Source organism: Mycolicibacterium neworleansense, assembly GCF_001245615.1.
Classification (GTDB): Bacteria; Actinomycetota; Actinomycetes; order Mycobacteriales; family Mycobacteriaceae; genus Mycobacterium; species Mycobacterium neworleansense.
The window spans coordinates 38,940-51,169 of record NZ_CWKH01000002.1; the positions used below are offsets into that span (position 1 = coordinate 38,940).

At 69.5% G+C, this 12,230-nt stretch carries 14 protein-coding genes and 1 pseudogene; 6 read left to right on the forward strand and 9 right to left on the reverse strand.

The features are described from left to right. Nucleotides 1–5: 5 nt before the first annotated feature. The 3 genes and pseudogenes from BN2156_RS15860 to BN2156_RS15870 form a co-directional block, all read right to left on the reverse strand. On the reverse strand, nucleotides 6–503 hold the full coding sequence (locus BN2156_RS15860) for a type III secretion system chaperone family protein (protein WP_090516019.1): 498 nt from the start codon (nucleotides 501–503) through the stop codon (nucleotides 6–8). Next, entirely contained in the window at nucleotides 500–1,804 is a 1,305-nt protein-coding gene (gene mshA / locus BN2156_RS15865; RefSeq protein ID WP_090516020.1) for a D-inositol-3-phosphate glycosyltransferase, read from the reverse strand. The genes BN2156_RS15860 and mshA overlap by 4 nt, the downstream gene beginning before the upstream one ends. Before the next feature lie 10 nt (nucleotides 1,805–1,814). After that, nucleotides 1,815–3,010: pseudogene (locus BN2156_RS15870) on the reverse strand (ROK family protein). Between the two features lie 281 nt (nucleotides 3,011–3,291). Between BN2156_RS15870 and BN2156_RS15875 the strand changes: the two are divergent. Beyond that, nucleotides 3,292–4,038, forward strand: coding sequence for an SDR family oxidoreductase (locus BN2156_RS15875; RefSeq protein ID WP_090516021.1), 747 nt, complete (start codon nucleotides 3,292–3,294; stop codon nucleotides 4,036–4,038). A 21-nt stretch (nucleotides 4,039–4,059) separates the two neighbouring features. Here BN2156_RS15875 and BN2156_RS15880 read toward each other — a convergent pair whose 3' ends face one another. Both BN2156_RS15880 and BN2156_RS15885 read right to left on the reverse strand, forming a co-directional pair. Continuing rightward, nucleotides 4,060–5,388 (reverse strand): L,D-transpeptidase, encoded by a 1,329-nt coding sequence (locus BN2156_RS15880; protein WP_090516022.1) that lies wholly within the window; start codon nucleotides 5,386–5,388, stop codon nucleotides 4,060–4,062. Between the two features lie 6 nt (nucleotides 5,389–5,394). Continuing rightward, complete coding sequence (locus BN2156_RS15885) at nucleotides 5,395–6,486, reverse strand: UDP-N-acetylmuramate dehydrogenase (protein WP_090516023.1); 1,092 nt, start codon at nucleotides 6,484–6,486, stop codon at nucleotides 5,395–5,397. 26 nt (nucleotides 6,487–6,512) lie between these two features. On the opposite strand from BN2156_RS15885, the gene BN2156_RS15890 reads away from it, so the two are divergent. Genes BN2156_RS15890 through BN2156_RS15910 form a run of 5 tightly spaced genes read left to right on the forward strand, consistent with a single transcriptional unit; the run spans nucleotide 6,513 to nucleotide 10,106 of the window. After that, on the forward strand, nucleotides 6,513–7,019 hold the full coding sequence (locus BN2156_RS15890; protein WP_090516024.1) for a DUF2505 domain-containing protein: 507 nt from the start codon (nucleotides 6,513–6,515) through the stop codon (nucleotides 7,017–7,019). Between the two features lie 22 nt (nucleotides 7,020–7,041). Then, a complete protein-coding gene (locus tag BN2156_RS15895; RefSeq protein WP_090516025.1) occupies nucleotides 7,042–7,554 on the forward strand; it encodes a DUF2505 domain-containing protein in 513 nt (170 codons plus the stop codon). After that, nucleotides 7,529–8,338 carry a class I SAM-dependent methyltransferase gene (locus tag BN2156_RS15900; RefSeq protein WP_090516026.1) on the forward strand — a complete coding sequence of 270 codons (810 nt, stop codon included), beginning with the start codon at nucleotides 7,529–7,531 and terminating at the stop codon, nucleotides 8,336–8,338. Before BN2156_RS15895 ends, BN2156_RS15900 begins: the two co-directional genes overlap by 26 nt. A 50-nt stretch (nucleotides 8,339–8,388) precedes the next feature. After that, complete coding sequence (locus BN2156_RS15905; RefSeq protein WP_090516027.1) at nucleotides 8,389–9,204, forward strand: carbon-nitrogen hydrolase family protein; 816 nt, start codon at nucleotides 8,389–8,391, stop codon at nucleotides 9,202–9,204. Further along, entirely contained in the window at nucleotides 9,201–10,106 is a 906-nt protein-coding gene (locus BN2156_RS15910) for an LmeA family phospholipid-binding protein (protein WP_090516028.1), read from the forward strand. The genes BN2156_RS15905 and BN2156_RS15910 overlap by 4 nt, the downstream gene beginning before the upstream one ends. Before the next feature lie 3 nt (nucleotides 10,107–10,109). Here BN2156_RS15910 and deoC read toward each other — a convergent pair whose 3' ends face one another. The 4 genes from deoC to BN2156_RS15930 form a co-directional block, all read right to left on the reverse strand. Continuing rightward, entirely contained in the window at nucleotides 10,110–10,790 is a 681-nt protein-coding gene (deoC, locus tag BN2156_RS15915; RefSeq protein ID WP_090516029.1) for a deoxyribose-phosphate aldolase, read from the reverse strand. Continuing rightward, nucleotides 10,790–11,209: a DUF2599 domain-containing protein gene (locus tag BN2156_RS15920; protein WP_090516030.1), complete on the reverse strand. Its 420-nt coding sequence runs from the start codon at nucleotides 11,207–11,209 to the stop codon at nucleotides 10,790–10,792. Before BN2156_RS15920 ends, deoC begins: the two co-directional genes overlap by 1 nt. A 4-nt stretch (nucleotides 11,210–11,213) precedes the next feature. After that, the gene (locus BN2156_RS15925; RefSeq protein ID WP_090516031.1) at nucleotides 11,214–11,498 is read right to left on the reverse strand and encodes a DUF2516 family protein; all 285 of its coding nucleotides are present in this window, start codon (nucleotides 11,496–11,498) and stop codon (nucleotides 11,214–11,216) included. An 80-nt stretch (nucleotides 11,499–11,578) separates the two neighbouring features. Beyond that, the gene (locus BN2156_RS15930; RefSeq protein WP_090516032.1) at nucleotides 11,579–12,211 is read right to left on the reverse strand and encodes a heparin-binding hemagglutinin; all 633 of its coding nucleotides are present in this window, start codon (nucleotides 12,209–12,211) and stop codon (nucleotides 11,579–11,581) included. Between the last annotated feature and the right edge of the window lie 19 nt (nucleotides 12,212–12,230).

Here is a 12,230-nt window from a genome sequence, read left to right on the forward strand (position 1 = left end):
GGCGCTCAGTCGTCGATGAGGTGCTCGAACGCTTCGAGGTTATTCAGCGACTCACCGCGCGAAACCCGCCATTCCCACTCTTTCTGGATCGATGAGCGGAAACCCAGTTCCAGCAGTGTGTTGAAGTCGGAGTCGACGGCCTCGAGCACCTGCCCGAGCACCCGGTCGATCTCCTCGGCGGTGACCGAGTGCAGGGCCATCCGCCCGACCAGGTAGATGTCGCCGACGTTGTCGAGGGTGTAGGCCACCCCGTAGAGCCTGCGGTTGCGCTTGAGCAGGAACCGGTAGACGCCTTCGAAGTTCTCGTCGGGCTTGCGACACACGAACGCCTCGACGCGGACCGAGTGCTCGCCGATGCTCAGGATGGTGTTCGTCTTGAGCTTGCGCTCACCGGGCAGCTCTACGACGATGCCGGGCAGTCCGCCGTGGGCGCCCTCGTGCCGGTGGTAGGCGAGTTCGTGCTCGTCGAGGGTGTCGGTGATGACCTTTGCGACGTCGCTCATGTCCGCACCCCCCGACGCAGCGCGAAGCGCCGCCCGGGACGGCGACCGGCGGGCCTGCGGTGGCGGGACCGGTAGTCGCTCATCGCGTGGGCGTAACTGGTCAGCAGGGCGTCGACGGTGTGCCCCCAGGAGAACTGCGCGGCATGGGCCGCGGCGGCCAGCCGCAACGGGCCCGGGTCGCGCTGCAGCACGTCGTCGATGGCGGCCGCCCAGTCGTCGACGTCGTGCCCGTCGACCAGGGCTCCGCTGACGCCGTCGGCCACCGCGACCGGCAGCCCGCCCACCGCGGCCGCCACCACCGGGGTGCCGCAGGCCTGGGCCTCGATGGCGACCAGGCCGAACGATTCGGAGTAGCTGGGCACGGCCACCAGATCCGCGGCGCGGTACACGTTGACCAGCTGTTCTCGGGACTGGGGCGGCAGGAACGTCACGCGGTCGGTGATACCCAGTTCGTCGGCCAGCCGAACCAGGGTGTCGGGCTCGGCCAGGCCGCTGCCGGACGGTCCGCCGGCGACCAGCACCCGGACCCCGGGCAGCTTGGCCGCGGCGCGCAGCAGCACGTCGGGCGCCTTGAGCGGCTGGATCCGGCCCACGAAAGCGACCACCTGCTCGTCGGGAGCGATTCCCAGCACGGCCCGGGCCGCGTCGCGATCCCCCGGAGTGAAGGCGTCCAGGTCCACTCCCGGATGCACCACATCGATCCGGCCCGGGTCGGCGTGATGCAATGAAACCAGTTGCTGGGCTTCGTGTTCGGTGTTGACGATGAGACGGTCGGCCTCGTCGACCACCTGCTGCTCCCCCACCGCACGCAACGGCGGCTCGGGTGAGTCACCGGCGGCCAGGGAGGCGTTCTTCACCGCGGCCAGGGTGTGCGCGGTGTGCACCAGCGGCACCGCCCAGCGGTCGCGGGCCAGCCAGCCGACCTGACCGGACAGCCAATAGTGCGAGTGCACGACGTCGTAGTAGCCGGGCTCGTGCGTCGCCTCGGCGCGCAACACACCCGCGGTGAACGCGCACAGCTGGGTGGGCAGGTCGTATTTGTCCAGCCCCTCGAACGGCCCGGCCACCACGTTGCGCACCAGCACACCCGGCGCCACCGAGACCACCGGGGCGTCCGACGACGAGGTGGCCCTGGTGAAAACCTCCACCTCGACCCCGCGACGGGCCAGCTGCAATGCGGTCTGCAGCACGTAGACGTTCATTCCGCCGGCGTCACCGGTACCCGGCTGCGCCAGCGGCGACGTATGTACGGATAACACCGCAACGCGGCGGGGAACCTCGAGGTCCGTGGCTAGACGCACACAGACATGTCTACACCGCTGCGGATCGGCGGGTTTGAGCGCGCCGCATGGCACCGATCGGATCGGCGTAAAGACCGCCCAGCGAAACGATGCCGGCGCTGGCCTCCTGGACCCGGTTGCCGAAGGCGGTCAGCCGGATATCGCGGGGCCCCAGCACCGAACGCCGTGCGACGGCGTCCTCCACGACGGGCATGCCCTCGGGGTATTCGGTGAAGGCCTGGCCGCCGAGCACGAGATCGTCGGGGTTGAGCAGGTCGCGCAGCAGTGCGACGGCCTCGCCGAGCACCCGGGCCCGGTCGGCCAGCAGCTCGGCCGCCTTCTCGTTGCCCTGCCGGGCCGCGCGCAGCACCGCCGACAGGGTCGATGACGGACCCTCGGCCGGGATGATCCGCAACTTGCGGGCCGCGTTGAGCACCGCTTCGTCACTCACGGTGGACTCCAATTGTCCTGAACCGCCGAGCAATTCGGACTGCGCGGGCAGGCCCGCGATGGTGCCCGGACCGCTGGCCGGGGAGTGCACGCGACCGTCGATGGACAGCGCGTAGCCGACCGTCTCACGGGCATACACGTAGAGGCTGGTTCGGGCCGGGGCGCCGGCGGCATCCGGGAGGCCACCGACACCGGCAGCGCCAGGGCCTCGGCGAGCACCGGGCCCACCGGGGCGTCGGCCCAACCGAGCCGGGGGTGGTCGAGATAGCCGGTGGCGCTGTCGACGACGCCACCTGCGGCGACCCCGACCCACAGCGGGCGGCGACGGTGCCAGCGGCTCAGGTAGCGACGGGCGCTTGAGGCCAGCGTGGCCAGCGCCGCGGACTGCGATCCCGACGGAGTCGGCGTCTCGACCACATCCAGGGTACGGCCGAACAGGTCGGTGGCCACGATGCTGGTGGTGCGCGCACCGATGTGGATGCCGAGGGTCAGGTACGGCTCGTGGTTGACCTCGACGGGCACGCGAGGCCGGCCGATGGCCCCCGAGACCGCGAGATCCGCACGTTCACGCAGGATTCCGGCTTCTAGCAGCGCGGTGACCTGACGGTTGACGGTCGCGATGCTCAGCTGGGTCAGTTGGGCGATGGCGTCCCGGGCGATGGGGCCGCGGGTGCGCACCGCGCTGAACACCGAGGCCGCGGCGGCGTCGGGCACCTTCAGCGACGGGGCGACGATGTGCAGGAGCCGCGACTGCGGATAGCGCGCGGCGGAGGCCAGCGACCGGGCCGACCGCGAGGCGTTGCCGGCCGAAGAGGCCGAGGAAGCACGGGGGGCGGAGCGGCGGGGAGCGGCAATGGCGGTGGTCACGTGAATGGTCCTTACTGGTTGTCGGCTGGTGGGTAGAGACCACACCTGGCGACTCAGCAGGACGGGAAAACGGTGTCCGGGGTCTCCTCAGGCGCGGCGGGGTGCGCAACAACAACACGCACGCCGCGCGAAGCGGGACTGGAGATTTCCGGACACACGAAGAACTTAGCACGCCATCTAATGTTGGTCAGGTGACGACATCGCAGCCAGACAAAAGGGTGGCAGTGGTTACCGGCGCCAGCGCCGGGATCGGCGCTGCTACCGCCAAATCCCTTGCAGCCCTGGGCTTTCACGTAGTCTGCGCGGCCCGCCGGGCCGACCGGGTCCAGGGCCTGGCCGAGGAGATCGGCGGCACCGCAATTGTGGCGGACGTCACTGACCAGGCCTCGGTCGACGCCATGGCCGCCCAGCTGGACCAGGTGGATGTGCTGGTGAACAACGCCGGCGGAGCCCGGGGACTGGAGCCCGTACTGGACGCTGACCTTGAGCATTGGCGGTGGATGTGGGAAACCAACGTACTGGGCACCCTGCGCGTCTCCCGGGCCCTGCTGCCCAAGCTCATCGCCTCCGGCGACGGCCTGATCGTCACGGTCACCTCGATCGCGGCGTTCGAGACATATGACGGTGGCTCGGGCTACACCGCGGCCAAACACGGCCAGGGTGCGCTGCACCGCACGCTGCGCGGCGAGCTTCTCGGAAAACCGGTGCGGCTCACCGAGATTGCGCCCGGCGCGGTGGAGACGGAGTTCTCCCTGGTGCGCTTCGACGGCGATCAGGAACGCGCCGACAACGTGTACCGGGGCATCACACCGCTGGTCGCCGAGGATGTCGCCGAGGTGATCGGGTTCGTCGCTTCGCGGCCCTCACACGTCAACCTCGACCAGATCGTGATCCGCCCGCGCGACCAGGCCCCGCACGGGCGTTTCAACCGGAAATAGCCGCCAGATCAGCGCAGACGCTCAGCCACCGGGCGCGGGCCTCGGCGGCGGGGTCGTGGTGGGTGTGCCCGACAGCGTCGGTGCGTCCGTCGGTGTCGCCGGCGCGGTGGCAGGCAGGCTCGCCGGTGAGTCCTGCGAGGACAGCGCCGACATGGACTTCCACTCGCTCCAGTCCACCGCCCAGTCCCAGATGTCGCCGTCGGCGTAGGACAGGTCGATGCGGGTGCCGGTCACCTCGACCGGGTCGCCGTACATCGCGCTGTTGAAGTACTGCTGCGAGTTCTCCAGGTTCAGGTTGATGCAGCCGTTGGTGACGTTCGTATTGCCCTGCGAACCGATGCTGTTGGGGTTGCAGTGGATGAACTCGCCGTTGTTGGAGATCCGCACCGCGAACCGTTCGTGCACGTTGGAGTACCCGGCGGCCGGGTTGGTCATCCAGAAGTCCTCGTACTTCTCGGTCACCACATGGATGCCGCTGCGCGTGACGTTGCGGTCCAGGTCGCCTTCGCCGTAGCTGCACGGGAAGTCCATGATCACCGCGCCGGACCCGTCGAGCACCTGGATGCGGTGACTGGACGCCTCGGCCTTGACCACCTGGCGCCGGCCGATCTCGAAGTCGAGCGTGGAGTCGGCCGCGCCGTAGGCTCCGTCACCGAAGCTGACGCCGTACAGCGGCGCCTTGACGCTGACCTTGGTCCCGGCCGGGTAGTACTCCCGGCTGCGCCAGTGCACACGTGAGCCGCCCGCTTCGTCGGGCAGCCAGGCCCAGCTGCCTTCGACGGCGGGCGTGGTGGTGACCTGGAGGGCCTTTTCGATGGCCGCGCGGTACTTGTCGTCGATCGCGGCGTCGAACTGCAGGATGATCGGCGCGGCCACCCCGACGACCTGGCCGTCGGCGAGCTGGAACTGGCCGTTGACCTGTTTCTGCGGGGCGACGGTGGTGAACTTGCCCTGCACGGGTTCGGCCTTGCCGTCCTTGCCCACCACCGAACCGGCCCAGGTGTAAGTGGATTCGTAGCCGAGAGGTTCGGTGACAGTGAACGCGGTGCGGTCGCTGTTGAATTTGCCCGCGACCACCTTGCCGTTGGCGTTGGTCAGGCTGACCCGCTGGAACGAGCCGTTCTCCACCTTGACTCCGACCGGCGCGGTCGGCAGCACGTCCTCGGCGTCCGCGGCGGGCTCGTACGTCACCGACGGCGCCGACGGCTCCTCGGCCTGCGGCGCTGAGATCGGTGATTCTCCCGAGCAGGCGGCCAGCAGTCCGGCTCCCACTCCGACGGTCAACACCGTCAGGGCACGCCGCCGACTGAACAACGGCGCATCGGCCTCTATATCACCGGCAGGGCTCACGTGGATCTAGGGTACTGATAGATCGCACCCAAGCAGAATCGGTTCGGGCTGCAGAGTGATCCCGAAGCGCTCCTTCACGCCCGCCTGCACCGCTCTGGCCAGCGCAATCACGTCGGCACTGTTCGCCTCGCCACGATTCGTCACAGCCAGCGCATGTTTGGTGGAAAGCCGTGCGGGAGCACCGTCACCGGGATAGCCCTTGCCGAAGCCGGCGTGCTCGACGAGCCAGCCGGCGGCCAGCTTGACCCCGTCCGGTGCGGGGTAGTGCGGAACCGGTCCGTCCCCCGCCGACGGGTCGGCCCGGTAGATCGCCTGCACCCGCTCGAACTCGGCCTGCGACACCACCGGATTGGTGAAGAACGACCCGACGCTCCAGGTGTCGTGGTCGTCCGCGTCGAGCACCATGCCTTTGCCCGCGCGCAACTGCAGCACGGTCTGGCGAACCCGCATCGGGTCGGCGCGCTCCCCCGGTTCGACACCCAGCGCGGTGGCCAGTTCGCGGTAGCGCAGCGGTGCGCTGCGACCCGCCGGATCGAGCGCGAACTCGACTTCCAGCACGATGACGGCATCGGAGTGTTTGAGGATGCTGGTTCGGTACCCGAACTTGAGTTCTTCCGGTGCGGCCCAACGGACTTCGCCTGTGCGCCGGTCCAGTAGCCGCACCCGGCTGATGGTGTCGGCGACCTCGGCCCCGTACGCGCCGACGTTCTGCACCGGGGTGGCCCCGGCCGATCCCGGTATCCCGGACAGGCATTCGAGCCCGCCCAGGCCGTGCTGCAGGGAGGTGACGACGACGTCGTCGAACACGGCGCCGGCCTCGGCACGCAGCAGGTTGCCCTCGACGGTGATGGCGGTATTGGCCACGCGCACCACGGTGAGGTCGGGCATCGTGTCGCCCAGGTCGTCGGCCAGCACCACGTTGGACCCGCCGGCCAGCACCAGGATCGGGTCGGACACCGCGCGCAGCACATCGATCAGCTGATCGGTGCTGGTGCAGGTGAGCACCCGGTCGGCCACCGGGCCGACCCGCAACGTGGTCAGCGGCGCCAGCGCAACCGCCTCGGCGACCGCGACACCGGCAACATACGAACTGACCACGGGCCGTAACGGTAGCCTGACCAGCTATGCCGCGATCATTCGACATGGCAACCGACTACGAAGGCAGCGTCGAACAGGTCCACCGGGCATTCGGTGACGAACGGTATTGGCTGGCCCGGCTGGCCGATTCGGGGGCCGACGAAACCTCGCTGGACACCCTGACGGTGACCGGCGACGGCGGGATCGAGGCGGCCACCACTCAGATCTTGCACGCGGACCGTCTGCCCGGGCTGGTGTCGCAGTTTCACCGCGGCGATCTGAGGATCCGGCGCGAAGAGCAGTGGCAGCCGATCCGAGACGGCGCGTCCCGCGGCACGGTCAACGGGGCGATCCCCGGGGCGCCGGTGTCCCTGTCCGGAATCGCCACGCTCGCCAAGACCGATGGTGGGTCCCGGCTGTCGGTGCACATCTCGGTAGAGGTGAGGGTGCCGCTCGTCGGCGGCAAGATCGAGAGCTTCATCGGCACACAGCTGGTCGAACTGCTGAAAGCCGAGCAGCGATTCACTTCGGTGTGGATCACCGATCGGGGCTGACCCGGCGGTACCGTCGGTAGCCATGAGCCGAAGCCGGCAGACGACGATGGCGTTCGACGCACCCGCCGAGACGATCTATGCCGCGTATGCGAACGACGAGTACTGGCAGGCCCTGATGGACCGATACGACGACCTCACGCCCGGTAAATCCGACCTCACCGAATTCCGCTCCGACGAGCGCGGGATCGAGGTCGAGTTCCGGCAGGTGCTGCCGCGCGCGGAGCTGCCCCCGATCCTGCGCGGGGTGATACCGCTCGACATGGCCATCACCCGCAGGCAGATGTTCGAACCGTTCGGCCGGCACAGCGCGAACGGCCACTACACAGCCTCGGTTTCGCACGTCCCGGGCCGGCTCGACGGACGCTACGTGCTTGCCGGGGTTGCCGCGGGGAGCCGGCTGAAGGTCGACAGCAAGTGCAAGGTGCCGATGCCCCTGATCGGCGGCAAGCTCGAAGACATGGTCCTGCAGTCGGTCAACGACGTGTTCACCATCGAGGGGGCGTTCACCGCTGAGTGGATCTCCGAGCACGTCTAGACCCGTCGGCGCGGTCACCCGTGGCACCACCGGGTACAACCGGCTGCGCCGCAGCGACCGCTGGCTGGTGCACTCGCCGCGGGTGCGCACGGTGTTGCGGGCAGCCGCAGATCCGCTGGTGGTCGATCTCGGGTACGGCGCCCTGCCGGTGACGACGCTCGAGCTGGCGGCCCGGCTGCAGTCGGTACGGCCGGACGTCCGGGTGGTCGGGCTGGAGATCCACCCCGAGCGGGTGGCCACCGCGCGGGCGGTAGCCGGCGCGACCGACGTGCAGTTCGCGCTCGGCGGGTTCGAGCTGGCCGGGCTGCGCCCGGTGTTGGTGCGCGCGTTCAACGTGTTACGGCAGTACCCGGTCGAGGCGGTACCGGATGCCTGGGCCACGATGTCGCGCCGGCTCGGGCCCGGCGGGCTGATCGTCGATGGAACCTGCGACGAGCTGGGCCGCAGGTGTTGCTGGGTGCTGCTGGACGAGGCCGGGCCGGTGAGCCTGACCCTGGCCTGCGACCCGTTCAGCATCGAACGCCCCTCGGACCTGGCCGAACGCCTGCCCAAGGTGCTCATTCACCACAACGTCGAGGGGCAGCCGATCCACGCGCTGCTCAGCGCGGCCGACCGGGCGTGGGCCAGCGCTGCCGGGCACGGCGTGTTCGGTCCGCGGGTGCGGTGGCGGGCCATGGTCGAGCTGTTGCGCGCCGAGGGTTACCCGGTCGACGCGGCACGCCGCCGGATGCGTGACGGGGTGCTGACGGTGCCCTGGGCTGCGGTGGCGCCAGCCACAAAGTAGCCCGTGGCGAGCCACGCATAGGGCCCTGTCGCGCCACTAAGCTGAACCGCATGCGAATTGCCCTGGCGCAGATCGCCACCGGCACGGACCCGTCGTCGAACCTGGAGATGGTCGGTGAGTTCACCCGGCGCGCCGCCGCGGCCGGGGCCCGGTTGGTGTTGTTCCCCGAGGCGACGATGTGCCGGTTCGGCGTGCCACTGGCCCCGGTTGCCGAGAGCCTCGACGGCCCGTGGGCGACGGGGGTGCGGGAGATCGCGGCCCGGGCCGGAGTGGTCGTGGTGGCCGGGATGTTCGTTCCCAGCGAGGACGGGCGGGTCACCAACACCCTGATCGCGACGGGACCCGGGGTCGACGCGCACTACCACAAGATCCATCTCTACGACGCCTTCGGATTCACCGAATCTCGCACTGTCGCATCGGGTTTCGAACCGTCCACGATCACCGTCGACGGCGCGACGGTCGGCCTGACCACCTGTTACGACGTCCGCTTCCCGGAGCTCTACGTGGAACTGGCCCGGCGCGGTGCCCAACTGATCACCGTGCATGCCTCGTGGGGGTCCGGCCCCGGCAAGCTCGAGCAGTGGACCCTGCTGGCCCGGGCCCGCGCACTGGACACCACCGGCTTCGTCGCCGCGGTGGACCAGGCCTATCCGGGGGACGAGATCGCCAAGGTCGGCCCGACGGGAGTCGGCGGCAGTCTGGTGTCCTCCCCCACCGGCGAGGTGCTGGCTTCGGCCGGCGCCGAGGAACAGTTGCTGGTCGTCGACGTCGACCTGGATGCCGCCAACCAGGTCCGGGACACCATCGCGGTGCTGCAGAACCGCTCACAATTCGCTCAGTTGGGTAAGGCACAATCGCTGGGGTGACCGATCCCTGGGCTCGCCCAACCGACCAGTCCCCGCCAGCACCTACCCAGGAGCTGCCCCCGCAGCCCCCGGCGCCGGATCAGCCGGGGCAGCCGGTTCAGGTCGAGCAGCCGGCACCCGAGGCGCCCCAGCCGCAGGACTCGTCGGCGCTGGCCAAGGTCAAGAAGCTGTTCTCGGACCCGCTGTCGGTGGTGCTGGTCTTCGTGATCGTGGTGGCCCTGGTCGCCGCCGGGGTGCTCGGCTCTGAGCTCTACGCCCGCAACCGCGCCGACCAGATCGTGGCCTCCACGGTGGAATGCGTCGTCGGGGACGGCGCGAAGGCGTCGTTCGATCCGCTACCGCCGTTCCTGATGCAGCACATCTCGGGGCACTACACCAACATCAACGTCGAGACCGCGGGCAACCAGATCCGCGAGGCCAAGGGCATGCAGGTCAAGCTGGGCATCAAGGATGTCCGGATCAAGGAGACCGCCGACTCCAGCGGCACCGTCGGCTCGCTGGTCGCCGACATCAACTGGAGCACCGACGGTATCCGTCAGACCGTGGCCGACATGGTCACGCTGCCGTTCATCGGCTCGGCCATCTCCGACGTTCGGACCAACCCGTCCAACGGGACCATCGAACTCAAGAGTCTGCTCGGCACCATCACCGCCAAGCCCTCGGTGGTCAACAAGGGCATCTCGCTGCAGATCGTCGACCTGAGCGCGATCGGCCTGTCCTGGCCGCGGGAGACCCTGCAGCCGATCCTGGACAAGTTCACCGCCCAGATCACCGAGGACTACCCGATGGGCATCCACGCCGACAGCGTGCAGGTCACCGACAGCGGCGTGGTGGCCAAGTTCTCCACCACGAACGCCAAGATGCCCAAGCCCGCCGACGACCCCTGCTTCGGCAAGCTCTGACCGTTACCCGCTGAGGCCGTCGAGCACCGCCCGGGTGCCCGACAGGCCGAGCCGGGTGGCACCGGCGTCGAGCATGGCCACGGCGGCCTCGGCGGTGCGGATGCCGCCGCTGGCCTTGACCCTGACCCCGTCGGGCACCGCACGCGCCATCAGTTCGACGGCGCGGGTCGAGGCGCCGCCGCTGGGGTGAAAGCCGGTGGAGGTCTTGACGAAGTCGGCCCCGGCAGCGACGGCAGCGCGGCATACCTCCTGCAACAACGCCTCGCCGGAGAACTCCAACAGGGCCGCGGATTCGACGATGACCTTCAGCGTGGCACCGGGCACGGCGGCACGCACCGCGGCCACCTCGGCCGCCGTCGCGTCCAGATCACCCATGAGGGCAAGCCCGACGTCGATCACCATGTCGATCTCGCCCGCTCCGGCGGCGACGGCCAGTTCGGATTCACGGGCCTTGATCTCGGCCAGGTGCTTGCCCGACGGGAAGCCGGACACGGCGGCCACCGCCAGGCCGGACGGGGCGACTGCGGCGGCGGCCGTCACCAGCGATGGCGACACGCACACCGAGAACACCCCGAGGTCGACGGCCTCGGCCACCAGCTTCTCGACGTCAGCGACCGTGGCCTCGGGTTTGAGCAGGGTGTGGTCGACCAGGGCCGCCACCTGGGCCCGCGGATAACCACCCATCAGAACGGCTCCTCGCTGCCGCCGGGATTGCATCCGCTGGCCACCATCACCTCGGGAGTGACCTCGGGCCGCCACGGCTCCAGGTTCCAGCTGGTCTTGCCGGGTTCGGCGAGTTCGGCGAACGTCCAGTGACACAGGAACTGCTCACGCATCCCGGGCAGGTCGGCGTCCGGGGACAGGCTCAGCACCTCGGCCCAGCCCTGATCAGCCTGTGGCGTGGTACCCGGCTGACGGGCCAATGCGCGGGCGGCGTCGGTGGGATAGACGCGCAGGCTCGACATGTCGCCCCATTTGGCCCATGCGACGTGGTCGACGTACATGTGGCCGGCCCCGGGGTCGGCGGCGACGCCGGGGGCCGAGGTCAGTGCCGCGCCCAGCGCGAAGCATGCCGCGCCGAGCGCGGCCGATGGTGAGCGCATCGGGTCAGCGGGACTTTCCCTGGATCTCCAGCAGCTTCGGCCGCACGTCGACGAGGTAGACCCCGCTGGCGCAGGCCGCGATGGCGGCTCCGAAGGCGTCGCGCAGCAGCAGGGCCAGCAGCAGGCTCACCCCGAGGATGGCCAGCCATACCGGCTTGGTCAGCTTGCCGGTCGCCGTATAGGCGTCGGGACGCTGCATGGCGGCGTGCACGAGCGCGTAGACGCCCACGAAGAAGACGGCGACGACCAGTACAAAGACAATGACGCCCGCAAGGTTGGCAAGTTGCACCTCACCAGCCTATGCGGGCGTCATCTCCAGCGTCGACCGACGGGGCTATGTCCCCGTTGACATCACGGTCAACACCGGAATTACTTCTGGGTGACCTTCTTGGCCGGGGCGGCCGTGGTCTTCTTGGCGGCCGGGGCGGCCTTCTTGGCGGCAGTCGCCGGCGCAGCCTTCTTGGCCGGGGCCTTCTTGGCGGGGGCGGGAGCCGGCGCGGCCTTCTCGGCCTTCTTCGGCAGTTCGACACCGACCAGCTTGGCGGCACGCTCGCCGACCGCGCGGGTCTGGGTCGCCACGGTGCCCAGCGCCTCCTGGGTCAGCTCGCTGACCTGGTCGGTGTAGCCCTCGACCCGGCTGGCGGCTTCCTCGATCGCCGGCTGGTTGCGCAGGCGCTCCAGCGCCGCCTCGCCGCGCTCGACCAGCTTGTTGTAGGTCGCGGTGGCCTGATCGGCGTAGCCCTCGGCGGCCTTGCGCAGTTCCTCGGAGGTGAACTTGTCGCGCAGCTCGTCGAACTGCGCCGGCAGGTCTTCCTGCAGCTTGGTCAGGCGGGCGCGGCCTTCTTCGACGCGGGCCTCGGCGTCGGTGCGGGCACCCTCGGCACGCTCACGCAGGCTGGCGACGATCTCGTTGACCGTGGCCAGGGCCAGGTCGGCGGCACCGACGGCAGCCAGCAGCGGGGCCTTGAGGTCTTCGATGGTGGGCTGAGTCTTCTCGGTCATGCGAATTCCTTTCTCACAG

What these genes read in the sequence shown, in the direction of transcription:
- BN2156_RS15860 (WP_090516019.1), bottom strand. Translation starts at nt 503, where the DNA reads ATGAGCGACGTCGCAAAGGTCATCACCGACACCCTCGACGAGCACGAA.
- BN2156_RS15890 (WP_090516024.1), top strand. Translation starts at nt 6,513, where the DNA reads ATGCCGCGATCATTCGACATGGCAACCGACTACGAAGGCAGCGTCGAA.
- BN2156_RS15895 (WP_090516025.1), top strand. Translation starts at nt 7,042, where the DNA reads ATGAGCCGAAGCCGGCAGACGACGATGGCGTTCGACGCACCCGCCGAG.
- BN2156_RS15905 (WP_090516027.1), top strand. Translation starts at nt 8,389, where the DNA reads ATGCGAATTGCCCTGGCGCAGATCGCCACCGGCACGGACCCGTCGTCG.
- deoC (WP_090516029.1), bottom strand. Translation starts at nt 10,790, where the DNA reads ATGGGTGGTTATCCGCGGGCCCAGGTGGCGGCCCTGGTCGACCACACC.
- BN2156_RS15920 (WP_090516030.1), bottom strand. Translation starts at nt 11,209, where the DNA reads ATGCGCTCACCATCGGCCGCGCTCGGCGCGGCATGCTTCGCGCTGGGC.
- BN2156_RS15930 (WP_090516032.1), bottom strand. Translation starts at nt 12,211, where the DNA reads ATGACCGAGAAGACTCAGCCCACCATCGAAGACCTCAAGGCCCCGCTG.